Origin of the sequence: Chryseobacterium sp. WX (genome assembly GCF_029542485.1) — a bacterium.
GTDB classification, from domain to species: domain Bacteria; phylum Bacteroidota; class Bacteroidia; order Flavobacteriales; family Weeksellaceae; genus Chryseobacterium; species Chryseobacterium cucumeris.
This window is the reverse complement of the sequence record NZ_CP120710.1, coordinates 83,126-108,478: the sequence shown is the minus strand read 5'-3', so window position 1 is coordinate 108,478 and position 25,353 is coordinate 83,126. Positions and strand designations below refer to the sequence as shown.

Sequence of the window (25,353 nt, the reverse complement as noted above, 5' to 3'; positions counted from 1 at the left end):
TCTATCCTTGTCAACGTTTTGAACCTTGACAAGGATTATTATTGGGCTTTCAATTCATCTAAAATTTCACTGAACACAGCCTGTGCGGAGAATATACGGTTTTTTGCCTGCTGATAAATGATAGAATGATCTCCATCCATCACTTCATCACTCAGTTCCACATTACGACGAACCGGTAGACAGTGCATTACTTTTGCATCATTGGTATGCGCTAGTTTTTCATTCGTAAGCATCCACTCACCCTTTACTTCAGGCATTGCTGCGTAATCATCAAAAGAAGACCAGTTTTTCACATAGATAAAGTCTGCATCTTTCAATGCTTCATCCTGATCATGGATTACTTTCACATCTTTTGTGAAGTTTTTATCTAAATCATACCCTTCGGGATTAGCAATTACCAGGTCCACATCCATTTCCTGCATCCATTCTGCGAAAGAATTTCCAACGGCATGAGCAATAGGTTTGATATGCGGTGCCCAGGTCAATACCACTTTTGGTTTATGGTCTTTTTTCCAATTTTCTGTAATAGTGATGCAGTCTGCTAAACTTTGTAGTGGATGGCGGGTAGCTGATTCCAGAGAAATAACAGGTACTTTTGCATGCTTTTCAAACTGGCTCAGGATGCTTTCATTCACATCATCTTCTTTGCTCTTCATCCCTGCAAAACAACGTACCGCAATGATATCACAATATTGATTTAACACTTCGATAGCATCTTTGATATGTTCTACAGTGTCGCCGTTCATCACCGCTCCGTCAGCAAATTCAAGATTCCAGGCTTCCTGTGCTGCATTTAACGTCAACACATTTAAACCTAAATTTTGAGCTGCAATCTGACTGCTCAGACGGGTTCTCAAACTTGAGTTTAAAAATACAAGTCCGATTGTTTTTCCCTTTCCTTTTTGTGTTTCAGTAAGGGGGTCTGCTTTTATCTGTAAAGCTTTTTTTATGATTTCCTGTAAGTTTTCTACATCACTTACAGAGGTAAATTTTTTCATTTGGTATTTTCTATTTTTTTTCAATGGACAAATGGAATATCCATTTCATTTTAAATTAATTTTAAAGATTTTGTTTTTAAATCCCTTAGATATTTTCCAATACCCCCTTCAGGGCACTGATGAAAAGATCTGTTTCCTCTTTTTTGATATTCAGTGCCGGAAGAATCCTTAAAACACTTTTATCATTAGAGTTTCCAGTGAAAATATGATGATCGAACAGTAATTCTTTCCTTACTTCTGAACAGTCTCTGTCGAGTTCTATTCCGATCATCAATCCTTTCCTTCGGATAGATTTAATATGTGGTAAATCTTTAATTTCATTTTCAATATACTCACCCATCTGTTGTGCATTTTCAAGAAGATTTTCATCTTTCATGACATCCAGCACAGCAATTGAAGCTGCACAAGCCAGATGATTTCCTCCAAATGTAGTTCCAAGTAAACCATTGCTTGCCTCGAATTTAGGATGGATTAAAACTCCGCCCACAGGGAAACCATTTCCCATTCCTTTGGCCGTTGTAATAATATCTGCCTCTACACCAAATTCCTGATGGGCAAAGAAATATCCGCTTCTCCCATACCCGGACTGCACTTCATCCAAAATAAGAACAGTATCATATTTTTCACATAATTCTTTGATTTTAGATAAAAATTCCGGTGTTGGAATCATAATTCCTCCTACTCCCTGAATTCCTTCGATGATTACGGATGAAATTTCATTTCCAAATTTTTCAAAGGTTTCTTCAAGCTCTTGTATATCATTCCATTCTGATTTGATAAATCTATCGGAAAAATTAACCGGAGCTACAATTTTCGAATTATCAGTCACTGAAACCGCTGCAGAAGTTCTGCCGTGAAATGAGCCTGAAAAGTAAAGCACTTTGCTTTTTCCGTTATGAAATGAAGCCAGCTTCAATGCATTTTCATTGGCTTCTGCTCCAGAATTGCATAAGAAAAGGTTATAATCTTCATATCCTGAAAGCTTTCCTAATTTTTCTGCCAGTTCAGTCTGTAATTCATTCTGAACAGAATTGGAATAGAAAGAAATTTTTTCAAGCTGATCTTTCAGCTTATTCTGATAGTGTGGATGGTTGTGCCCGATAGAAATCACAGCATGACCTCCGTAAAAATCAAGATATTGTTCTCCCTTATCGTCCCAAAGAAAGGACCCCTGAGCTTTTACCGGATTTATGTTGAATAATGGATATACGTTGAATAAATTCATGTCTTTTTATAAATGATAATTGATAAATAATGAATGATGCGGGATTCGGGTTTCGAGTTCCCATACATCCATCTACTTTCTATATTAGAATGCTATCGGTTTCAGGTTTAATCCTGCATTTTCTTCCCAGTTCATAGCCAGATTCATATTCTGTACGGCCTGCCCCGAAGCACCTTTTAACAAATTGTCAATCGCTGAGTGAATAACGACAACATTTCCACTCTTTTCGATTTGAATCACACAGCGATTGGTATTGACAACCTGCTTTAAATCCACTGCCTTCCTGCTTACTGTAACAAAAGGCTCCTCTGCATAAAAATCCTGATACAAATGTTCTATTTCCTCCAACTCCAGCTCCGTCTTCATGGTGGAACTTGTAAAAATCCCTCTTGCAAAATCTCCTCTCCAAGGAACAAAGTTCAGGTTTACTTCTTTATTATTGAATGCAATCAGCTGCTGCAAAATCTCATCCACATGTTGATGAGTTAATGTTTTATAGGCTGAAACATTATCATTTCTCCAGGTAAAATGAGTCGTTGCCTGCAGAGACTGCCCGGCTCCTGTAGAACCTGTAATTCCTGTAGTAAAAACTTCATTTAACACTCCTTTCTTTGCCAATGGCAGCAAAGCCAATTGAATGGCCGTAGCAAAACATCCCGGGTTCGCAATACTTTTAACACTCACTAGTTGTTTTTTATTAATTTCCGGCAATCCGTAGATAAAATTTCTGTTTCCGAAATTTCCTTCTAAGCGGAAATCGTTTCCAAGATCAATCACCAGCGTTTCATCCTTGACAGGGTTCTGCGTTAACCAGTTTTGACTTTCTTTATGAGGAAGACATAGAAAAAGAACATCCACGTCTTCAGGCTTATCCGTCAAAACCATTTCACAAACCGTCGTTAAATCCGGGTACAGATCCGAAATACGTGTTCCCGAATTCGAACGACTATATAAAAAACTCAATGTTACATGGGGATGAAAAGCCAGTAAGCGTATCAGCTCACTTCCTGTATAACCGTTGGCACCAATAATTCCTACTGTTTTCTTCATTTTAATTCTGACAGCATTTTGTTCTGCCTTTCATTACATCGTCCTTGCGGAACTAGTTGATATTTTGGTTAATCTGGTGGTATATATTTAAAGAATTGCTTACAATCTTCGTATATCCTTTTACATCTTCTCCCGTCCATGCTCTGTTCGCTTCTCCATAGCTTCCGAATTTGTCGGACATCAGATCATGATCAGATTCAATTCCGTTAAGAATAAATCTGTAAGGATGAAGGGTTACAAATACTTTCCCGGTTACTGTTTTCTGAGAATCTACCAAGAACGACTCAATATTTCTCATGACAGGGTCTAAGAAAAGTGCTTCATGAAGCCAGTTTCCATACCAGTCGGATAACTGCGACTTCATCATTTGCTGATATTTTGAAAGCGTATGTTTTTCCAATAAATGATGCGCTTTGATAATCACCGATGCTGCTGCCGCTTCAAATCCTACTCGTCCTTTAATCCCAACAATGGTATCCCCTACGTGAATATCACGACCAATTCCATATGCTGAAGCCAGTTCTTCTATTTTTTGAATGGCATATACTGAATGTTCAAAGCTTTCTCCATTGACTCCTACCACTTCTCCGTTTTTAAACTCGATCTCCAGCTCTGAAGGCTGAGTTTCTTTAATCTGGGATGGAAAAGCTTCTTCCGGCAGGTAATTTCTGGATGTCAGTGTTTCTTTACCGCCTACTGAAGTTCCCCAAAGTCCTTTATTGACAGAATATTGAGCTTTTTGAAATTCCATTTCATAACCGTGTTCTTTCAAAAACTCAATTTCTTCTTCACGGGACAAAGCCATATCACGAATTGGAGTAATAATTTCAATATTTGGACACATCACCTGGAAAATCAAGTCAAAACGAACCTGATCGTTCCCTGCTCCTGTACTTCCGTGAGCAATGGCATCTGCCTGTACTTCAATGGCATATTTTGCAATCTCCTGCGCCTGAATAGTACGTTCAGCACTTACCGATAGAGGATATGTATTATTTTTCAATACATTCCCGAAAATCAAATATTTCACACATGAATTATAGTAATCTTCCTGAGCGTCTACGCACCTGTACTCTTTTACTCCAAGGTTTAAGGCTTTTCTTTCCAACTCTTTTTCTTCTTCTTTTGAAAAACCTCCGGTGTTTACAGTAACGGCATACACATCATACCCTAGTGTTTCACTAAGATATTTAGCACAGTAGGAAGTATCTAAACCTCCGCTAAACGCTAAGATGACTTTCTTTTTCATCTGGACTCTTTTTATTTTTATTAATGGTCACATGGAATTCATCAAAATCTTTCTGAATCATTCCATCATATTTATTTTCAGGCAGATTATTCACTACCTCCTCTTTTTTTTTATCGTTTTCCGGAACAAATAACATGGCTGTACAAAGACAGTTTTTACGTTCCTTCATCATTAAAATTTCATAGTTTACACAATTTTTGCAGCCGTTCCAGAATTCTTCATCCTGAGTCAGTTCAGAATAGATCACGGGTTTATATCCCAAATCACTATTTATTTTCATTACTGCCAAACCGGTTGTTAATCCAAACACTTTCGCATCCGGATATTTATCTCTAGATAACTGGAAAACTTTCTGCTTGATCTGAGTCGCTACTCCCCCGTTCCTGAATTTCGGTGACACAATCAGCCCCGAATTAGCCACAAACTTCCCATGTGACCAGGTCTCTATATAACAGAAACCTACCCACTCTCCGTTTTCAGTGGCTACCACAGCATTGCCTTCTGAAATCTTTTTACTCAAATATTCTATAGAACGTTTTGCGATACCCGTTCCTCTGCGCTGTGCAGAATCGTACATTTCCTGCTGTATTTCACTCACATACATTAGATGTTCGCATGAGGAAATTTCTATTTCCATTTATTTATCTAATTTTTTTGGCAAATTTAAAATATAATTTCTTTTAAATCCAAATTAAAAAGATATTTTTTTTGTTTTAAAATTTTAAGCAGGTAAAATTATCTTTACACAAAAATGTACATTTGCTAATTTATTATATATTTGCTAAAATAATATAGTTATGGAAAACACCTGTCCTAAATGCAAGAGTATCAAAGTAGTAAAAAGCGGTATCATCAACAATAAACAACGCTTCCACTGCAAAGACTGCAACTATTATTTTACCGTTAAAAAACTGGGAAAGCAAATAGATGATTACTATGTAACCAAAGCTCTTCAGCTTTATCTGGAAGGCTTAAGTTATCGTGAAATTGAAAGAATTATCGGTGTTTCCCATGTTACCATAAGCTCATGGATTAAAAAATACAATATCACAAGGCCGCCCCATTCTGAATTCCATCCTGTTTATAAGATACTAAAGCAAAGCGAACTGATTGAGTATATCGCTCAGGAAGAGAATATTAAAAACTCCGGAATTATCATCACACAATTTGCCGATAAATATATGCTGATTAAGTGGGAACGGTTTAAAAAGTAGCGCGGGTTTCGGGATGTGGGTTTCGCGGGATGCGAGTCATGAAGTTTTAAAACCGAGGTGAAAATACTCTTACAAAAAAACTGTATATCAAATATTTAAAAAATTATAATTTTAAAATCTTAAACCCCAAACCTCGAACCCCGCATCACGAAAATCAAATTCTACTAAATACTAACTATACTATTACCACTAATATATATTAAATTTTCATAAATAAATTATTAATTACAATTTGGCATTCACAAAAAACAACGCCAAAAATTGATAATTTATGAAGAAATTACTTACATTCATTGGATTAGCTTTAATCAGCAGTTCCTTATATTCACAAGGCTCTCCTGATTATGGCAGTGGCTTAAAACTTAACCTCAACCAAAACGGGGATAAATTCGTCAGATTTATTTTATGGGACCAGTTTTGGGTAAGAAATACATCTATGAACCCCGGAACCATGGTAGGCGGTGAACCTGCTGACAACTCATGGAGTCTGGGAAACAGAAGGTTACGTGCATTAACATACGCACAGATCTCTAAGAGATATATGATCCTGCTCCATTTCGGAATTAATAATCAGACTTTCATCAATGGCGGCGCTTCAGGCACCTCAGGAACAGGAGGTTATGGAAACGGAAAGAAAACCCAGCTGTTCTTTCATGATGCCTGGAACGAATATGCAGTTATTTTACCTGGAGAAGCGGGAAAATTCAGTTTAACTTTAGGGGCCGGACTACACTACTATATGGGACTTTCCCGTATGACCATGGCTTCGACGCTTAACTTCCTTACATTAGATTCTCCTGTTTTCTCATGGCCTTTGATTGATAATTCAGATCAGTTTGCAAGACAGCTCGGAATGTTTGCCAAAGGAAAGTATGGAAAACTGGAATATCGTTTCAGTTTAAATAAACCTTTCGCCACAGATCTTGTTCCTGTGAATGTAACAGATCCTTCAAAAGCAGTCGCTGTTGATAATAACGGAAATCCCAGTTTTTCAAAAGCAGGATATGTTGAATATCAGTTTCTTGATGAAGAATCCAACACACTTCCTTTTAAAGTGGGATCTTACCTGGGAACAAAGAAAGTCTTCAATATAGGTGCCGGTTTTTATAATCAGGCTGACGGAACAAGAACTTCTGTCAATTCAAACATTGAAAAACATGATATTACCCTTTTTGCTGTAGATGCGTTTGCAGATATTCCTTTGGGTAAGGCAAAAAATAAAATGGCCCTTTCTGCCTATGCCGGATATTATAATTACAATTTCGGACCGAACTATGTAAGAAATCTGGGAACCATGAATATTGGCGCCTCTGATCCTAATTTTATAGGGAATAAAGCCATTGCAGGACCAGGAAACCTACAGCCAACCATTGGAACAGGTAATATTATCTACGCCCAGGCAGGTTTACTATTACCGAGTCAGGCAGAAAAGCCAAAAATCAGAATACAGCCTTTTGCTGCTTATACTCGTAAAAGTTTTGAGGCTTTTGATAAATCTTCATCTCAGTTCGATGTCGGAGCCAATTGGTTTATAGACGGACATCACGCAAAAATAACGACACAGTATTCCACAAGGCCTGTTTATACAAATCCTAGGGAAAGTCCTTCTTCTAAAGGAGAATTTATTGTACAGTTTCAGATCTACCTGTAAGGTTTTAATGGTTCAAAAAAAATTATAATTAACATCCTATTCCACTAACATCAAAAACTAATCAATATGAGCGAAAATCATCACGAAAGCTACGAAAATATGACCGACAGGCAGAAAAACCGCACCATCTGGAGTGTGATCACTGCCTCATCTCTCGGAACATTGATAGAATGGTATGACTTCTATATCTTTGGAAGTCTGGCTGTTGTTTTAGCGACCAAATTTTTCCCTGCGGATAATCCTACTGCCGCATTTTTATCTACCCTGGCTACTTTTGCTGCCGGATTTGTAGTAAGACCTTTCGGGGCATTATTTTTCGGGAGACTGGGAGATCTTATCGGAAGAAAATATACTTTCCTGGTTACGTTACTGATTATGGGATTTTCCACTTTCCTGATCGGATGTATTCCAAGTTATGAAACCATTGGATTTCTGGCGCCGGTTTTGGTTTTAATTTTAAGATTACTTCAGGGGCTTGCTTTAGGAGGTGAATACGGAGGTGCTGCCACGTATGTCGCAGAATACGCACAACCTCATCGCCGCGGATACTGGACCTCCTGGATCCAGACTACAGCAACAGCCGGACTTTTCATTTCATTAATTGTTATTCTGATCACCAAGACCACTCTTTCTGCAGAAGAATTCGATACGTGGGGATGGAGAGTTCCATTCTGGATTTCTATTCTGATGGTTGCTGTATCTTACATTATCAGAAAGAACATGAAAGAATCTCCCCTTTTTGCGAAAGCCAAAAGCGAGGGAAAAACGTCCAAAAACCCTTTAAAGGAAAGTTTCGGAAACAAATACAATTTCAAATTTGTACTATTGGCTTTATTCGGGGCTGCGATGGGGCAAGGTGTAATCTGGTATACAGGACAATTCTATGCGATGAGTTTCCTTCAAAAGGTCATGAATGTAGAATCGGCGCAGGTAGATTCATTGATGGCTACGGCTTTATTTTTAGGAACACCCTTCTTTGTATTCTTTGGATGGCTTTCTGACAAAATCGGCAGAAAAGCAGTGATGATGACCGGAATGATGATTGCTATTTTAGCGTACAGACCTATTTACGACAGCATGTTTAAAAGTGTAAACCTCGAAAACAAAACGATTGCAGCCAATGGAATTACAGAAAAAAGAACGGCTAAAATCCACAATGATATTGCGACAGACAGCCTGGTGACTTTTCACAAAGAAACACTTTATACAGACGGAACTTTAATTAAAAAAGACAGCGTACTTCATTGGTCTCCATCAGGAGTTGCTATGAAAGACGGAAAACCGGAGGAAGCCAAAGTTTCTCAAAGTTTAAAATTAAGTGACAACACCAAATGGTACCTGGTATTCCTTGTTTTCATCCAGGTGATCTTTGTAACGATGGTTTACGGACCTATCGCTGCCTTCCTTGTTGAAATGTTCCCTGTGAGAATCCGTTACACCTCAATGTCATTACCTTATCATATTGGAAACGGGGTATTTGGAGGACTTCTTCCAGCGGTAGCTACTTATCTGGTGACTACAGGAAAAGAAGCAGGACATGCAACATGGTATCTGGAAGGACTCTGGTACCCGATTGGAGTCGCTGCCGTATGTTTGATCATCGGATTATTTTATCTTAAAAATAAGAACAATAATCTTCACGATTAGGTACTGAATCACTCAAATTTTTATTAATTTTAAAACTACTAAAATGAACGGACTAAAAAAAATATTAGGCATTCTCTGGATCGCAATAGCAGTAATTGTGGGTTACTTCGGAATTACCGTACTGGGAATCCCGAAAATAACTTCCGGAAAACAGGAAGATCTGGTTTTTGGCATCATCATTCTTTTTGTACTGATGCCCATTATCTCGGGCGGAATGGCAGTTTTCGGTTATTACGCCTTAAAAGGAGAATATTCTGACGATAAAATTTAAAAGCAAAAAACAGATCATTGATGAATGCGGCATTCATCAATGATCTGTTATCAATTATAAAAAAATGGATATCAAGATTAAAGCAATTCCCCGTCCTTCTCAGGATAAGAGCGTTATTGACCTCATCCACAGATTAAATACTTCTCTTATTACAATCTCTGGTGAGAGTGGAAGCAAAAGTGCAAACCTTGATGACTTTTCTCAGGAGAAAGCTTTGTTCCTCATTGCTGTAAGTGATGAAAAACCCATAGCCTGTGGAGGTTTTCGCCCCCTTTCACCAGAAGTATGTGAAATTAAACGCATGTTCTCCCTGGAAAAAAACATAGGCCTAGGCGGAAAGATTCTCTCGGCGTTAGAAAAAGCCGCAAAACAATTCGACTATAAATACATCTATCTGGAAACCCGTAAAAAAAATGACAATGCCGTAAAGTTTTATCTGAAAAACGAATATAAGGTCATTGAAAATTATGGAATTTACATCGGACGTGAAGAAGCGATATGCTTCAGTAAGGAAATAAAATAATTATGAAAAAAAGACACGAACAAAAACTTATCATACTGAGCGTAGGGCTTATGATTGCCTTCAGCATTCCTATTTCACTGCTTTTCAATAGTGACAGGGAAGTTTTGGGCTATCCTATGATCCTTATTTACCTGTTCGTAGTCTGGATGATTTCCATTGTGATTTCTTTTGTAATTGTAAAAAGACATGATGAGTAGTTTCGCATTATTTTTTGTCGTTCTCTTTTATCTGGCTCTCCTTTTCTTAGTTGCCTACCTGGCAGAGAAGAAAAGAAGCAAGCTTTGGATCAATAATCCATACATCTATGCTTTATCTCTTGCTGTATATTGTACTGCCTGGACGTATTATGGAAGTATCGGTGTGGCAGCGACAAGCGGATTAAACTATTTGCCAATTTACATTGGACCTATTATGATTATTCCGGCATGGATCTATATCAATACCCGGATTGTAAGAATTTCAAGGGTCAACAAAATAAGCAGCCTGGCCGATTTCATTTCATTGAGATACGGGAACAGCAGAAGCCTGAGTGCCATTATCACGATAGTCTGCCTTCTGGCGATAGTTCCTTATATCGGGCTGCAGATTAAAGCCATTTCTGAAACCTTCCATCTGGTAACTGAAACTCCGATGTCAAAAGATATCCTGACTGATAATGCAACTTTCGTGGTAATTTTAATCGCTTTATTTTCTTCTTATTATGGAACACGATATGTGGATGCTTCAGAAAAACGGCTTGGAATTATCTCCGCCATTGCTCTGGAAAGTTTTTTAAAGCTGTTTTTCATTATTATTCTCGGATTTTTTGTCATTTATTATGTTTTTGATGGTTTCTCAGATATTTATGAGAAAGCCAGTAAATTTGAAGATTTTAAAGAAAAAAACACCTTCAACGGAATTGAAGGTGCCCTGAACTGGATGGTTCTCTGCATGATTTCCGCAACAGCGATCTGCATTCTCCCAAGACAGTTCCACACTGCTATTGTTGAAAACAGGCAGGAAAAGCACATCAGAACAGCTATTTGGTTTTTTCCGCTTTACCTTCTAATCTTTACTGTATTTATTTTCCCGATTGCCTGGGGAGGAAGATTAATTTTTGACGGACAGAAAGTAAATCCTGAGTTCTACTCTATCCTGATTCCACAGCATTTCGACAATACTTTGATCACAGTATTCGTCTTTCTTGGAGGATTGAGCTCATGTATTTCCATGATCATTATCTCTGCCATTACTTTATCCATCATGCTTTCCAACAATCTCATCATTCCATACGGATTGCTGGGAAAATTAAAATCTGAAAGCGAGGAGCAAAATACAAGAATCATCACCAATATCAGGAAGTTCAGTATTTTCGCATTGATCATTATGGCTTTTGCCTTCTACAAGTATTTCATTTTGAAAACTTCCCTGGATTCGGTAGGATTAATCTCATTTGTCGTGATTGCACAGCTGGCACCTGCATTTTTCGGAGCTTTATTCTGGAGAAGAGGAAGCTATAAAGGTGCTGTTACAGGACTTTTAGCCGGATTGGTAATCTGCTATTTCGGACTGATTATTCCCCAGTATTATTTTTCGTACAATCAGGAATTTAAAGGGGTCTTGAGGGATATGTATAATGCTTTCGGTTTTTTTACCATTCCTTATTTAGGAAGAATTCCACAGATCTTTTTCTGGTCGATGCTGGTCAATACAAGCCTGTTTACAATTGTTTCCGTAAGTTCAAAAGGAAATTACCGCGAAAGAAACTTTGCTGAGCTTTACGTAGACATCGATAAGTACATTCAGAATCACGAAAATGCTTTTATCTGGCGAGGAACAGCCTATATTTCTGATATTCAGAACATTCTGGAACGTTTCTTAGGTAAGAATAAAACGGAACAGGCCTTAAGGATTTTTAATTTAAAATATAACATCGACTCCAATACTGAGACAGCCGATTCAAGGTTTATCAAATTCTCAGAAAACCTTTTGGCCGGAAGAATCGGTACAGCTTCCGCAAAAATATTGATTGAAGGAGTAACCAAGGAAGATAAAATATCTTTAAAAGAAGTTTTAAATATTCTCGAAGAATCACAAGAAAATATCAGCTTAAATAAAAAGCTTACCGAACAGTCTGCAGAACTTCAGAAACTGTCTAATGATCTGAGGACTGCCAATGAAAGTCTGATTATTAAAGACCGCCAAAAAGACGATTTTCTGGATTCTGTCGCTCACGAGCTAAGAACTCCGATTACGGCCATCCGTTCAGCAGGAGAAATTCTAGCGGATGACGATGATATTCCTTTTGACATCAAACAGGAGTTTTTAAACAACATCATCACAGAATCCGACAGATTAAGCGAAATCATCAATGATATTCTTTATCTGGATAAATTGCAGCATGGTGAAATCTCTCTGCATATTCAGGAAAACAATATTGTTGACACGTATAAAAAGGCATTGAGCCCGCTTCTTCACCTGATACAGCAGAAAAATATTCATTTGAGTGAAGTTAATCTCCTGAATCAGTCTATATTTGAATATGATGAGGCAAGAATGATTCAGCTGTTTCAGAATATCTGGGGAAACGCTTTAAAATTTACGGAAGAACATGGCACCATTCAGACCAAATTGTTTGAAAAAGATCAGCAGCTGATCATTACCATCTTCAATACCGGAAAGCATATTCCGGAGGAGGATCTGGAAATGATTTTTGATAAATTTTATCAATCGAAAAACCAAAACATATTAAAGCCTACAGGAAGCGGACTGGGATTGGCCATTTCCAAAAAAATTGTAGAGGCACACGGAGGAAGTATAAAAGCAGAAAACAGCGGGCTGGGCGTAACTTTCACCATCAACATTCCCAAAAAAACTAAAAAAGAGATTACAGATGAAGTTGAACACCATTAAAACCTTCTTATGAGAAAGATAATCATTGCGGATGACGAACACAAAATATTGATGTCGTTGGAATACAGTTTTAAGAAAAACGGATATGATGTTTATATTGCCCGTGACGGAATGGAAGTCCTTGACTTTCTGAAAACCATGGTTCCGGATGTGATTCTTCTAGATATCATGATGCCGAATCTTGATGGCTACAGCACCCTGGATCTTATTAAACAGGATGAAAAACTGAAAGACACCAAAGTGATCTTTCTAAGTGCTAAAAATAACCCAAGAGATATTGAAAGAGGATTGGAAATGGGTGCAGATGCCTATGTAACCAAACCTTATTCAATAAAAAAACTGATGCAACAAATTGAGGAGATGTTCTAAGAGATTGCTTCGCCTGCGGCTCGCAATGACATACAGACACTAAACACAACTATTGACCTTGATATTGATATGAATACAGATACCTTATTTAAACAAAGCATAGAAAACAAAGAAGGCTTCTGGAAGGAACAGGCCGGGAAAATACAATGGTTTGAATTTCCGCAGCAGATTCTTTCCAATGGTGAGAACGATTACCCACAATGGTTTTCTGACGGAAAGCTCAATATGTGTTACTTATGCATTGACAGACACATTGAAGACGGTTTTGGTGATCAGGTGGCAATCGTTTATGATTCTCCTGTAACCCATCAGAAGAAAACCTACACATTTCATCAGGCAAAAGAGGAAATAGCAAAACTGGCAGGAGGATTGGTTTCTTTAGGGTTAAAAAAAGGAGACACAGCCGTTATTTATATGCCTATGATTCCGCAGACACTTTTTGCCATGCTGGCATGCGCAAGAATCGGGGTGATTCACAATGTGGTTTTCGGAGGCTTTGCTCCTCATGAGCTTGTTGTCAGAATTGATGACTGCAAACCGAAAGTTTTAATCACAGCCACGGCCGGTGTCGAAATTGCAAAGAGAATCCCTTATCTGCCACTGGTAGAAAAAGCAATTGAGCTGGCTCAGGACAAAGTAGACAATATTGTTGTATACAACAGAAAATTAGTAGATAATCAGGATGAAATGTTTGAAGGTCTTATTGATTATGAAGAACTGGTAGAAAAATCAGCTCCTGCGGACTGCGTTTCTGTAGAATCCACTCATCCGCTTTACCTGCTTTACACCTCAGGAACTACCGGAAAGCCTAAAGGGATCGTTCGTGACACAGGAGGTTATGCCACTGCATTACAATTCTCAATGACTTATATCTATGGTGTAGAACCGGGAGAAACCTATTGGGCTGCTTCAGACTTCGGATGGGCGGTTGGCCATAGTTTTTCTGTGTACGGACCCTTAATCAATAGAAACACGACTGTTATTTTTGAAGGAAAACCCATCATGACTCCTGATGCAGGAACTTTCTGGAGAATTATCTCAGAATATAAAGTTTCGGTAATGTTTACGGCCCCTACTGCTATCAGAGCTATTAAAAAAGAAGATCCGAACGGAGAACTGGTAAAAAAATACGATCTAACCCATTTTAAAAAACAGTTTCTCGCTGGTGAAAGATGCGATGTTGCCACTTTGGACTGGTTTGCAGAACATATTGGTGTTCCTGCAATAGATCATTGGTGGCAGACAGAATCCGGCTGGCCAATGCTGGGGCTGTTGACTCATGATGAAAATTATCAGATCAAAAGAGCATCTGCAGGAAAGCCTGTTCCGGGATATGATATTAAAATATTTGATGAAAACGGTTACGAACTCAATCCTCATCATGAAGGTTATCTGGTGATCAAACTTCCCCTCCCACCTGGCGCCATGCTTGGAATATGGAAAGACTACGCCCGTTTTGAAAGCAGTTACCTGTCTCAGTATAAAGGGTATTATTTTTCGGGAGACGGTGCTATTCAGGATGAAGACGGCTATATTTTCATTACAGGAAGAGTGGATGATGTGATTAATGTAGCAGGACACAGGCTTTCGACCTCTGAAATGGAAGAAATTGTTTCCTCACATCCTGATGTTGCCGAATGTGCCGTTGTAGGTATTGATGATGATTTAAAAGGACAGGTTCCTTTTGCCACAGTGGTTTTGAAAAACGGCTCGGCGATTTCTGAAGAAGATATTGAAAAAGATATCGTTCAGATGGTTCGCAACAAAATCGGAGCAGTTGCTTTTTTAAAAAACGTAATGGTTGTCAAACGTTTACCCAAGACGAGATCCGGAAAAATTTTAAGAAAGCTGATCCGGACACTGCTGGACGGTAAAGATTTTCAGATTCCATCCACTATTGATGATGAAAAAATCATTGAGGAAATCCAGGAAAAAATCCAGGTTTATAGAGCTTAAACGGGAAATTAAACATAAATTTAAAATATAATAAATTCAAATTTCAAAAAACGAAAGGGATATGAGAAATTACTTAATAGAAGATTTACCACAATATTTTGAAGACTATAAGAAGTCTATCAAAAATCCTAAAAAATTCTGGGATAAAGTTGCAGATCAAAACTTCGTGTGGTATCAGAGATGGAGCAAGGTTGTTAAGTACGACATGAATGAAGCGAAGATCACCTGGTTTAAAAATGCGAAACTCAATATTACCAAAAACTGTCTAGACAGACATCTTACCATAAGAGGGGAAAAAACAGCAATCATCTGGGAACCCAACGATCCTAAGGAAGAAGCACAGCATATTTCTTACAACGAATTATACACCCGGGTGAATAAAACTGCCAATGTTTTGCGTGATATGGGTATTGAAAAAGGAGACAGGGTCTGCATTTATCTTCCTATGATTCCTGAATTGGCTGTTACGATGCTTGCCTGTGCAAAACTGGGAGCTGTTCATTCTGTTATTTTTGCAGGATTCTCAGCTTCAGCAGTGGCTTCAAGGGTCAACGACTGTGAAGCCAAAATGGTTATCACATCGGACGGAAGCTACAGAGGTAATAAAGTTCTGGATCTGAAAAGCATTGTAGATGATGCGCTGGAAAAAACGCCGACCGTGGAGAAAGTTCTTGTTGTAAAAAGAACTCACAACGAAATTAAAATGAAAGAAGGAAGAGATTACTGGATGGCCGATCTGTATGAAAAAGCTTCTCCTGATTTCGTTACTGTCATTATGGATTCTGAAGATCCTCTTTTTATTCTATATACTTCCGGATCTACAGGAAAACCAAAAGGAATGCTGCACACCTGCGCCGGGTATATGGTGTACACCGCATATACTTTTAAAAATGTATTCAACTATAAAGAAAATGATATTTACTGGTGTACGGCAGATATCGGATGGATCACAGGACACTCCTATATTCTTTACGGGCCGCTGTTGAACGGTGCTACTACAGTGATCTTTGAAGGAGTTCCTACTTATCCGGAACCGGACCGCTTCTGGGAAGTGATTGAAAAACACAAGATCACTCAGTTTTATACGGCACCTACTGCAATCCGTTCCTTAGCAAAAGAAAGTACGGAATGGGTAGACAAACATGATCTAAGTTCTCTGAAGGTCATTGGCTCAGTAGGTGAACCTATCAATGATGAAGCATGGCACTGGTTCAATGACCATGTTGGGAAGAAAAAATGTCCGATTGTAGATACATGGTGGCAAACGGAAACAGGAGGAATCATGATTTCACCGCTTCCTTTTGTAACGCCTACAAAGCCTACTTATGCTACCCTTCCTTTACCAGGTGTACAACCTGTTCTGATGGATGATAAGCGCAATGAAATCACAGGAAATCAGGTGACAGGAAATCTTTGTATCCGTTTTCCATGGCCCGGAATCGCAAGAACCATCTGGGGTGACCATCAGAGATATAAAGAAACTTATTTTACAGCTTTCCCTGGAAAATATTTTACAGGAGACGGAGCTTTGAGGGATGAAGTGGGCTATTACAGAATTACCGGGCGTGTAGATGATGTAATTATCGTTTCAGGGCATAATCTTGGAACAGCACCTATTGAAGACAGCATCAACCAGCATCCGGCTGTTGCAGAATCCGCCATTGTAGGTTACCCTCATGACATCAAAGGAAATGCGCTGTATGGCTATGTAATGCTTAAAGAAACCGGAGAAGGACGTGATAAAGAAAATCTTAAAAAGGAGATCAATCAGTTAATTTCAGATCAGATCGGACCCATTGCGAAACTGGATAAGATACAGTTTGTTTCCGGGCTTCCGAAAACCCGTTCCGGAAAGATCATGCGTAGAATTCTGAGAAAAATTGCCGAAGGTGACTTCAGTAATTTCGGAGACATCAGTACGCTTTTAAATCCTGAAATTGTAGAGGAAATCAAAAACGAAAGAATTTAAATTTCATCAATTTTTTAACCAATAGAAGCCCTGGAAGTTATTTTCAGGGCTTTTTATTTTAGAACAAGGAAATTATCAGGAGATGGAAACGAATATTATCCAATTGTTAAAATTAAACACCCGTTCAATAATTATTCTTAAATATTACCTATATCTATTGAAAACCAAATATTAATTAACAAATTATATTGACTCAAATGCAATGATAATCAGAAAATTATTACTAACTTTAATGGGAACTTTAAAACCAATTAACTATGTCACATATATTAGCTGGAGTATTTGGTCATCACAGCGACTACAAAAAACTGGAAAGTGATCTGGAAAATTTAGGATTCGGAACTTCAGATTACATTGTATACCTTAATGATGGTTCCGGTAGTTCCCAATATTTGGCAAGTGTTACCGTTAATGATCTTACTCAGATTGACCTTGCACGGAATGCATTTGTTCAGAATGCAGCATTGAAATCCTACTTATTTGAAAATATGAACATCAATGAAACCAATTACGATACCATCAAAAGGTATATTGATGCAAGAAACAGAGCTGAAATCCACAGCAGCCCTGATATTAAAATCAAAACATCTAGTGACGGTATGAATTCTGAAGTCAAATTCTAATCGATATAAAATCTAATAGCCGAAGATCCGTAGTGTATACTGCGGATCTTTTATGTTTGAAAAAACTAAAAAATTTCGTATTTTCGTCTAATTATAGGCATGTGCACAAATGAGCTACGATTTAGAACAAGAGAATAAAGAGATCCTTGCCAGATATAAGGACCTGATCTCTAATACATACAGAACATTGGATGAGGAAAATAATAAGCTCATCCGAAAGGCATTCGATATCGCGCTGGATGCCCACAAGGATCAAAGGAGAAAATCCGGAGAACCTTACATCTACCACCCTATTGCTGTTGCTAAAATTGTAGCAACAGAGATTGGTCTGGGTGCTACTTCTATTGCCTGTGCACTTCTGCACGATGTGATTGAAGATTCTGATTATACCTACGAAGATCTGAAAAAAATCTTTGGTGAGAAGATTGCAAATATCGTGAATGGACTGACGAAAATTTCCATCATGAACCATCAGAATATCTCTGTACAGTCTGAAAACTACAGAAAACTCTTACTGACATTATCTGAGGATTTCAGGGTGATTCTGATTAAAATTGCAGACCGTCTCCATAATATGAGGACTCTGGAAAGCATGGCTCCGGACAAGCAGAAAAAAATTGCTTCGGAAACGGTTTACATCTATGCTCCAATGGCTCACCGTCTTGGATTGTATAATATCAAATCCGAGCTGGAAGATCTTTCTTTAAAGTATAATAATCCCGAAGTCTATAACGAGATCACGGAGAAGTTGGAACTGGCCAAGGAAAGCCGTGAAAGGTATATTGAAGAATTTAAAAAAGAAGTATCTGAAAGACTTCATGAAGAAGGCTTAAACTTTAAAATCAAAGGCCGCGCGAAAGCTATTTCTTCCATCTACAGAAAAATGCTGAAACAGGGAGTTTCCTTTGAAGAGGTTTTTGATAACTATGCGATCAGAATTATTTATAAATCGGATGCAAAAAATGAAAAATTTCTGGCGTGGAAGATCTACTCTATCGTTACGGATGTATACCACAGTAACCCTTCCAGAATGCGTGACTGGATTACCCAGCCCCGTTCTACAGGATATGAAAGTTTACATTTAACGGTTTTAGGCCCTGATAAAAAGTGGATTGAAGTACAGATCCGTTCGGAAAGAATGGATGAAATTGCTGAGAAAGGAGTTGCTGCACACTATAAATACAAAGAAGGTTACAAACAGAGTTCTGATGACAGAAATTTTGAAAAATGGGTAACCGAGATCCGTGAAGTACTGGAACAGCAGCAGAATCTTTCCACCTCGGAGCTTCTGGATAACATTAAGCTTAACTTATATTCCAAAGAAGTATTTGTCTTTACGCCAAAAGGAGAAATTAAAATCCTTCCGACCAATGCTACCGCTCTGGATTTTGCCTTCTCTGTTCACTCCGATCTGGGAATGAAATGCTTAGGTGCCAAGATCAATGGAAAACTGGTTCCTATTTCCTACATCCTTCAAAACGGAGATCAGGTAGATATTCTTTCGTCACAGAATCAGAAGCCTAAATCTGACTGGCTGGAATTCGTAGTAACATCGAAAGCCAAATCTAAGATTAAAAGTTATCTGAACTCTCAGAAAAACCAATTGGTGGAAGAAGGAAAAGAAATTCTGCAGAGAAAACTTCGTCATGCGAAAATTAATTTTAATGATGAAGAAATTAATAAACTGCAAAAGTTCTTTAATTTAAAATCATCTCAGGAGCTCTTCCTTAAATTCCAAAGTAATGAACTGGATGTAAGCAGCCTGAGAAAATATATAGAAAGTAAAAACGTATTCAACAATTTACTTTCAAGATTCAGAAAATCGCCTAATAAAAGTCAGCATTTCGAGGATCTGAAAGAGGAAAACCTTGACATGATTGTCTTTGGGAAGGACGAAGAGAAGCTTAACTATACGTATGCAAAATGCTGTACCGTAATTCCGGGAGACAAAATTTTCGGATTCATCACGATTTCAGACGGAATCAAAGTGCATAGTGACAACTGCCCGAATGCCATCAATCTGAGAGCTCAGTACGATTATCGTGTTATTCCGGCCAAGTGGGTGAATGCAGAAAGCTTCAAAAACAGAGTAAAAATTGAAATTGAAGGACTTGACAGAATGGGTATGATTAATGATATCACCACTGTCATCAGTGGAAGTATGGGGATGGATATGAAAAGTATGTCTATTGAATCCAACAATGGTGTTTTCACAGGAAATATCAACCTCGAAGTCAAAAATAAAGGTCAGTTAGAAGAGACCTTTAAAAAACTTAAAAATATTAATGGTGTTTCCAGAGTGAGACGAGTACAATCGTAAACATGAATTTATCTCTTTATTTTAAAAAATTTTTCAACAACAGTCAGTCCTCAGGAATTATTCTTATTTTCTGTGTACTTATTTCATTGCTTATTGCCAATTCGTCTGCTGCAGAGAACTTTCAGCATTTTTTAGACCAGGAAGTAGGAACTCATCTTTTTGGTTTGGAATATCCTGTCAGCATCTGGATCAATGACGGATTAATGGCGGTTTTCTTCCTTCTGGTAGGCCTTGAAATAAAACGTGAATTGGTAGAAGGCGAACTTTCATCCTTTAAAAATGCCTCCCTTCCTATTTTTGCAGCAGTAGGCGGAATGCTTGTCCCTGCAGTAATCTACAGCATTTTCAATACAGGAACGGAATACAGCAATGGTTGGGGAATTCCTATGGCAACCGATATTGCATTTTCTCTGGCTATCATTTCGATGTTAGGTAAAAAAATTCCTAATTCTATCAAGATATTTTTAGCGGCATTAGCTATTGTAGATGACCTGGGAGCGATCCTCGTGATTGCGATTTTCTATACGGAGCAAATCCACTGGAGCTATCTTCTCCTATCTTTTGGAGTGACTGCCCTACTTTTTATTTTAAACTTTTTAAAAGTAACCAAAACAATATTTTATATCATTCCGGGATTATTTTTATGGTATTTCCTCCATCATTCCGGAATTCATGCTACGATAGCGGGTGTTTTGCTTGCATTTTCCATTCCTACCAATGCTTCGAATGTAGAAATTTCACCATTGGAAAAGTTGGAGCATCAGCTTCATATGCCGGTAAGTTTTCTCATTATGCCCATATTTGCTTTAACGAATACCAATATTACTTTCTCCAGTGAAATGGTCGCAGGAGTGACAAGTACGTTAGGTCTGGGAATTATCTGTGGATTGGTGTTGGGTAAGCTGATCGGGATCAATTTATTCTCATTGATTGCCATCAAATTAAAACTCAGTTCCCTGCCTCAAAACAGTAACTGGTTACAGATGATTGGTGTAGGATTGTTAGCCGGAATCGGGTTTACGATGTCCATTTTTATTGCATTGCTTTCCTTCAAAGGAGAAATTCCGATTCAGGATGAAGCGAAGTTTGCCATCCTGATTGCGTCTTTTATCGCTGCCATTGCAGGATTTACCATACTTAGCGTAAGCTCAAAAGAAAACCCTGAACTGGAAGAGAATTAATCTTTCTTCCGGTTTTCCAATTTTCTTTTATGCTCCTCATCACTATCAAAGTCATGTTCAGTAATCTGGGTATGATATCCTGAAGCTTCCTTCTCAATCTCGTCAGACAACAGCTTTTCTATTCTGAGTTTTCGGATCGCCATATTTAGCTCATTTCCGAATAAAAGGAGATATACATTGACATTCACCCAAACCATCAGCAGAATCATGCTTCCTATAGACCCGTAAAGAACGTTATATCGGGCTATATCTTTTACATAAATAGCAAAAATATACGTTGTAACCACAAATAATACTGTAGTCAGAATAGCTCCCGGAACTGCTTGTCGGAATCTTGTAATCTTCACAGTACCCAGCCAGTAAAATAAGGTCAGAAGTATAAAGTAAAAAAGCGGGAAAGAAACAAACCCGATAATCTTGGAAAGGTTGTCTACAAGCCATGTTACATCATAAGCCGGAGTAAAAAGCTTCATTACAACCTCTGCGTAATACACTCCAAACAGTGTTAAAAAAACGATGGTAATAAAGCCTATCGTGATAAAAAATGAAAGAATAAACTCTTTTACATCACTTAATTTTTCATCTGTATTTTCATTAAAACCATTAATTAGGGAAAATGTACCATTGGTCGCAAAAATAAGAGCCAGAAGAATGGTCAGGTTACTGATTCCTTTCATATTCGGAATGATATTGCTTACAATGTATCCTTTCACGTCTCCTTCCATGTTGGAAGGGAAAACATTATGCATCAGTACATCAAAAATATAAAACTGAAGCTCATCATATAGCGGCATATGAGGCAGAACAGAAAGCAAAAACAGAATAAACGGAAAGAGACTTATGGTAAAACTCCAAGAAATAGCAGCCGCTTTTCTTCCAATTTTTCCTTTAAAAATCCCGGAGATATAGATCTGAAACATCTGCCAAAGCGATATTCCTAAAACAGGAATATGGATGCTGTCAAAAAACTCTTGAATCTTTAAAATAAATTTAGGAACCTTTACACTCATCGATCTGTTTGTCTTTATACAAAGGTAGGGGAATTAAATTAAATAGGGAAAAGATATAAGGTGATAGGTGGCAGGAATTAGAGAACAGGTCGCTGATGTTGGGTAACAGGGATTAAGGGAGAATTTGAGAGTGGGAGGACTTTAGAGTTTAAACTAAAAAACTTACAACCAAAAAACCAGCAACAAATTAACTGCGAAACCCTATCTTTGCCATCTGAAAATTCTTGCAATGCGAATCAGTTTACTTTGTATCGGTAAAACAGATGATAAGGAAATTACCTCTTTAATCAATTATTATCTCAACCGTTTACCCAAACACTGGAATTTTGAAATTACAGAAATTCCGGATGTAAAAAATGCCAAAAACCTATCTCCTGATCTTCTTAAAAAGGAAGAAGCCAAGTTATTCTTAAACCATATTGATAAAAACGATCTGGTAGTGATTCTTGATGAAAAAGGAAAACAGTTTACCAGCCGGGAGTTTTCTCAGAAAATTGATACCTGGATGAATTCCTCCGTAAAGAAAATACATATTCTGATTGGAGGAGCTTATGGCTTTTCTGAAGAGATCTACAGTAGAGCGAATGAAAAAATGTCTTTATCGAAAATGACTTTTACCCACCAAATGATCCGTCTGTTTATTGTAGAACAGCTTTACCGTGCGGACCAGATTTTACAGGGAAAACCTTATCATAACGATTAAAAAAGAGGCTCGCGAGAATGTCATTCTGACGAAAGAAGAATCTCACCAATACAATTTATGAGATTCTTCACTCCATTTCTGAGCTACGTTCGCAGCCTTTCAGTCTGTGTTCAGAATAACAAAAGCCAAATAATTTGACTTTTGAAACAACTTATCTCTATTTCAGACTGATCTGTCTCTTTGCTTCTCCTACCACAAAAGCAACAGAATTAGCAATATTAAAGCTCCTGATGAGTTTCGACATAGGAATGGTGAGATGATTTTCAAACAGGTCCAGGACCTCTTTACTCAGTCCCACACTCTCCTTTCCGAAAACCAACCAATCTCCATCCTGAAAGTCCGTTTCAAGGTATGATTTTTCGGCATGTGAACTCATTAAAAATACTCGTGATACATCAGGAATTACTTTAATCCATTCTTTTACATCTGCATATTCAGAAACATCGAGATGTACCCAATAATCCAACCCGGAACGCTTCAGGTTTTTATCATTAATTACAAATCCAAACGGATGAATCAGGTGTAATCTGCTTTCAGTTCCTACACATAATCTTCCAATATTTCCAGTATTATTAGGTATTTCGGGTTCTACAAGAACAATATTCAACATCTTTCTATCTCTTTTCGTTTTTTTAGTATGGACTTTTTAGTATGGATTTATTTAAATGATTGGGGTAGAGTGTTTTTTAATTTATTTCTTTACACATTTAGCATAAGAATCAGTCAGGACTGCTTTTTCATAGCCTAAAGCAACTGCTTTATCCAGATTTTCACAAGCTTCTTTAATTTTGGATGTGTCCATGAGAATCATAGCCTTGCTCACATAAGATTGGGCAAATTTCGGGTCTATGGAAATTGCTTTGTTGGCATCTGTAAGAGCTTCTTTATATTTTTTCATTTTAAAATAGACGTCTGCTCTTCCATTATAAAGCAGTGATTCCGGTTTTTCAGAAAGAAGTTTATTATAATCTTTTAAAGCTCCGTCCAGGTCACCATTATTTTTTTTCAGATTGGCCAGTCCTGTTTTTGCAAAAAGATTGTCAGGAGCAAAAGTCAGAATCTGATTAAGGTCTTTGATGGCCAGGTCTTTTTTCCCCTGACTGTCATAAATTTTGGAACGTGTAAGATACAGATCCGGAGTTTCAGCATTTACCTGAAGTCCTTTTTCTATATATTCCAGGGCTTTTACTTTATTTCCTTTCTGACTGTAAAGCGACGAAAGATTGACGTATACAGAAACCGACAGCGGATTTGCTTTCAGGGCATAATCGTAGGATTTAAAAGCCTGCGTCGTTTTTCCAAGCCTTCTCTGAGCTGTTCCGAGATAATCGTAATATTCTGATTGAAATTTTTGGATCTGTTCTTTTTCTGCCAATTTTAAATACTGCTCTTCTGCACATTTATAATCAGCTTTTTGAAAACATTCTTCAGCCAGTTTTTTATCCTGGGCATAGAAATTTAAAGAAAAACAGAGGGAAATTACTACTGGTAAAGTTTTTTTCATGAAGTTATAGTTTGTTTGTTGATCACTTTTTTGGCGAGTGCACCAAATATCACTCCCAATAAAGATCCAACAAACGCCCCCACCAAAATATCTATCGGGAAATGCACTCCTAAATATATACGGCTGTAGGAAACCACTATAGCCCATACAAATATAGCATATGGAAACCATTTAAGCTTATTTTTTAATAAAATACTTAAAAAGGATGCCAAAAAGAATGTATTGGAAGCATGAGCAGAATAAAATCCAAACTGTCCACCACATTTCACAATTCTCATGTGATGCTCTAAAGTAGGATCATGACACGGTCTCAGCCTTGCCACACCATATTTGAACACACTGGCTAACTGATCAGAAACCGTTGCTCCAATAGCCAAAAATATAAGGATAAAAACTAATGATCTTAGTTTGTGGTTTTTATATAAAAAATAAAGAAATATAATATAAAGAGGCACCCAGATCCAGGTACTGGAAATCAGCATCCAAAACTGGTCGAAAGATGAATCGCCCAAATTATTAAGGTAAAGAAATACCTTTTTATCTTCCTGAATGATTTCCTCCATACTTATCTGCTTACAGGTCCTTCGTAAGTCTCATCATCTGCAGGCTTCGGTTTTGGAGGCTCATTGGAAGCAACAGAAGAAGGTTCCGTCAGAATATCTTTCTGAATATCATTCATCGGGTTGAAATCCTTTGCAGCATCTTTTACCTTCTCAATCTCACGTTTGATTTCAGAAACAGGATTATCTGTTTCCTTCATGATTTCAGTTTTGATATCTTCTACTGCTCCACGCATCTTTCTAACGCCTGCACCTAAGTCACGCGCAATCTGGGGCAGCTTATCCGGACCGAATAATACAACGATTGCAATGGCAATGAGTGCCATTTCTCCAATGCTTAATTCCATGGTGTAAAATTACGAAAGATTATTGCATTTATAGACTGTAAACTAAAAATTTAAACAAATTTTAAGATTTTATAATGAAGTTCAGGATTCA

General features: G+C 37.7%; 24 protein-coding genes. 14 read left to right on the top strand and 10 right to left on the bottom strand.

What is annotated here, in order from left to right; translation table 11 throughout:
- Positions 1-38: 38 nt before the first annotated feature.
- From PZ898_RS00445 to PZ898_RS00425, 5 genes are all read right to left on the bottom strand, one after another.
- Complete coding sequence (locus PZ898_RS00445) at positions 39-998, bottom strand: N-acetylornithine carbamoyltransferase (RefSeq protein ID WP_277694500.1); 960 nt, start codon at positions 996-998, stop codon at positions 39-41.
- An 85-nt stretch (positions 999-1,083) separates the two neighbouring features.
- Complete coding sequence (locus PZ898_RS00440) at positions 1,084-2,223, bottom strand: aspartate aminotransferase family protein (RefSeq protein WP_277694499.1); 1,140 nt, start codon at positions 2,221-2,223, stop codon at positions 1,084-1,086.
- A gap of 84 nt (positions 2,224-2,307) precedes the next feature.
- Positions 2,308-3,273 carry an N-acetyl-gamma-glutamyl-phosphate reductase gene (argC, locus tag PZ898_RS00435; protein ID WP_277694498.1) on the bottom strand — a complete coding sequence of 322 codons (966 nt, stop codon included), beginning with the start codon at positions 3,271-3,273 and terminating at the stop codon, positions 2,308-2,310.
- A 52-nt stretch (positions 3,274-3,325) separates the two neighbouring features.
- Positions 3,326-4,522 carry an argininosuccinate synthase gene (argG, locus tag PZ898_RS00430; RefSeq protein ID WP_123277955.1) on the bottom strand — a complete coding sequence of 399 codons (1,197 nt, stop codon included), beginning with the start codon at positions 4,520-4,522 and terminating at the stop codon, positions 3,326-3,328.
- Complete coding sequence (locus PZ898_RS00425) at positions 4,494-5,159, bottom strand: GNAT family N-acetyltransferase (RefSeq protein ID WP_062670699.1); 666 nt, start codon at positions 5,157-5,159, stop codon at positions 4,494-4,496. The genes argG and PZ898_RS00425 overlap by 29 nt, the downstream gene beginning before the upstream one ends.
- A gap of 160 nt (positions 5,160-5,319) precedes the next feature.
- On the opposite strand from PZ898_RS00425, the gene PZ898_RS00420 reads away from it, so the two are divergent.
- From PZ898_RS00420 to nhaA, 13 genes are all read left to right on the top strand, one after another.
- Complete coding sequence (locus tag PZ898_RS00420; RefSeq protein ID WP_062670701.1) at positions 5,320-5,736, top strand: helix-turn-helix domain-containing protein; 417 nt, start codon at positions 5,320-5,322, stop codon at positions 5,734-5,736.
- Between the two features lie 271 nt (positions 5,737-6,007).
- On the top strand, positions 6,008-7,387 hold the full coding sequence (locus tag PZ898_RS00415; RefSeq protein ID WP_277694497.1) for a porin: 1,380 nt from the start codon (positions 6,008-6,010) through the stop codon (positions 7,385-7,387).
- A 66-nt stretch (positions 7,388-7,453) separates the two neighbouring features.
- Complete coding sequence (locus tag PZ898_RS00410) at positions 7,454-9,034, top strand: MFS transporter (RefSeq protein ID WP_277694496.1); 1,581 nt, start codon at positions 7,454-7,456, stop codon at positions 9,032-9,034.
- Between the two features lie 43 nt (positions 9,035-9,077).
- Positions 9,078-9,305, top strand: a complete 228-nt coding sequence (locus tag PZ898_RS00405; RefSeq protein WP_062670707.1) for a DUF6814 family protein — start codon at positions 9,078-9,080, stop codon at positions 9,303-9,305.
- A gap of 64 nt (positions 9,306-9,369) precedes the next feature.
- Positions 9,370-9,828 carry a GNAT family N-acetyltransferase gene (locus PZ898_RS00400; protein ID WP_277694495.1) on the top strand — a complete coding sequence of 153 codons (459 nt, stop codon included), beginning with the start codon at positions 9,370-9,372 and terminating at the stop codon, positions 9,826-9,828.
- A 2-nt stretch (positions 9,829-9,830) separates the two neighbouring features.
- Complete coding sequence (locus tag PZ898_RS00395) at positions 9,831-10,025, top strand: hypothetical protein (RefSeq protein WP_062670711.1); 195 nt, start codon at positions 9,831-9,833, stop codon at positions 10,023-10,025.
- Positions 10,015-12,720: an ATP-binding protein gene (locus tag PZ898_RS00390; RefSeq protein ID WP_202843850.1), complete on the top strand. Its 2,706-nt coding sequence runs from the start codon at positions 10,015-10,017 to the stop codon at positions 12,718-12,720. The genes PZ898_RS00395 and PZ898_RS00390 overlap by 11 nt, the downstream gene beginning before the upstream one ends.
- 9 nt (positions 12,721-12,729) lie before the next feature.
- A complete protein-coding gene (locus PZ898_RS00385) occupies positions 12,730-13,089 on the top strand; it encodes a response regulator (RefSeq protein ID WP_062670716.1) in 360 nt (119 codons plus the stop codon).
- A gap of 69 nt (positions 13,090-13,158) precedes the next feature.
- The gene (locus PZ898_RS00380; RefSeq protein ID WP_277694494.1) at positions 13,159-15,045 is read left to right on the top strand and encodes an AMP-binding protein; all 1,887 of its coding nucleotides are present in this window, start codon (positions 13,159-13,161) and stop codon (positions 15,043-15,045) included.
- A gap of 61 nt (positions 15,046-15,106) precedes the next feature.
- Positions 15,107-17,014: an acetate--CoA ligase gene (gene acs, locus PZ898_RS00375; protein WP_062670720.1), complete on the top strand. Its 1,908-nt coding sequence runs from the start codon at positions 15,107-15,109 to the stop codon at positions 17,012-17,014.
- Between the two features lie 257 nt (positions 17,015-17,271).
- Positions 17,272-17,637 (top strand): hypothetical protein, encoded by a 366-nt coding sequence (locus PZ898_RS00370; RefSeq protein ID WP_277694493.1) that lies wholly within the window; start codon positions 17,272-17,274, stop codon positions 17,635-17,637.
- Between the two features lie 109 nt (positions 17,638-17,746).
- Positions 17,747-19,957, top strand: coding sequence for a RelA/SpoT family protein (locus tag PZ898_RS00365; RefSeq protein ID WP_062670724.1), 2,211 nt, complete (start codon positions 17,747-17,749; stop codon positions 19,955-19,957).
- Between the two features lie 2 nt (positions 19,958-19,959).
- The gene (nhaA, locus tag PZ898_RS00360; protein WP_277694492.1) at positions 19,960-21,138 is read left to right on the top strand and encodes a Na+/H+ antiporter NhaA; all 1,179 of its coding nucleotides are present in this window, start codon (positions 19,960-19,962) and stop codon (positions 21,136-21,138) included.
- On the opposite strand, the gene PZ898_RS00355 is transcribed toward nhaA, so the two are convergent.
- Positions 21,135-22,148: a YihY/virulence factor BrkB family protein gene (locus PZ898_RS00355; RefSeq protein ID WP_277694491.1), complete on the bottom strand. Its 1,014-nt coding sequence runs from the start codon at positions 22,146-22,148 to the stop codon at positions 21,135-21,137. The genes nhaA and PZ898_RS00355 overlap by 4 nt on opposite strands.
- Before the next feature lie 229 nt (positions 22,149-22,377).
- On the opposite strand from PZ898_RS00355, the gene rlmH reads away from it, so the two are divergent.
- Entirely contained in the window at positions 22,378-22,851 is a 474-nt protein-coding gene (gene rlmH / locus PZ898_RS00350) for a 23S rRNA (pseudouridine(1915)-N(3))-methyltransferase RlmH (protein ID WP_062670730.1), read from the top strand.
- Between the two features lie 157 nt (positions 22,852-23,008).
- Here rlmH and PZ898_RS00345 read toward each other — a convergent pair whose 3' ends face one another.
- From PZ898_RS00345 to PZ898_RS00330, 4 genes are all read right to left on the bottom strand, one after another.
- The gene (locus PZ898_RS00345; RefSeq protein WP_062670732.1) at positions 23,009-23,461 is read right to left on the bottom strand and encodes a tRNA (cytidine(34)-2'-O)-methyltransferase; all 453 of its coding nucleotides are present in this window, start codon (positions 23,459-23,461) and stop codon (positions 23,009-23,011) included.
- Between the two features lie 81 nt (positions 23,462-23,542).
- On the bottom strand, positions 23,543-24,355 hold the full coding sequence (locus tag PZ898_RS00340; RefSeq protein WP_277694490.1) for a tetratricopeptide repeat protein: 813 nt from the start codon (positions 24,353-24,355) through the stop codon (positions 23,543-23,545).
- Entirely contained in the window at positions 24,352-24,918 is a 567-nt protein-coding gene (locus PZ898_RS00335) for a phosphatase PAP2 family protein (RefSeq protein ID WP_062670736.1), read from the bottom strand. Before PZ898_RS00335 ends, PZ898_RS00340 begins: the two co-directional genes overlap by 4 nt.
- Before the next feature lie 2 nt (positions 24,919-24,920).
- Complete coding sequence (locus PZ898_RS00330; protein ID WP_034696279.1) at positions 24,921-25,262, bottom strand: twin-arginine translocase TatA/TatE family subunit; 342 nt, start codon at positions 25,260-25,262, stop codon at positions 24,921-24,923.
- Between the last annotated feature and the right edge of the window lie 91 nt (positions 25,263-25,353).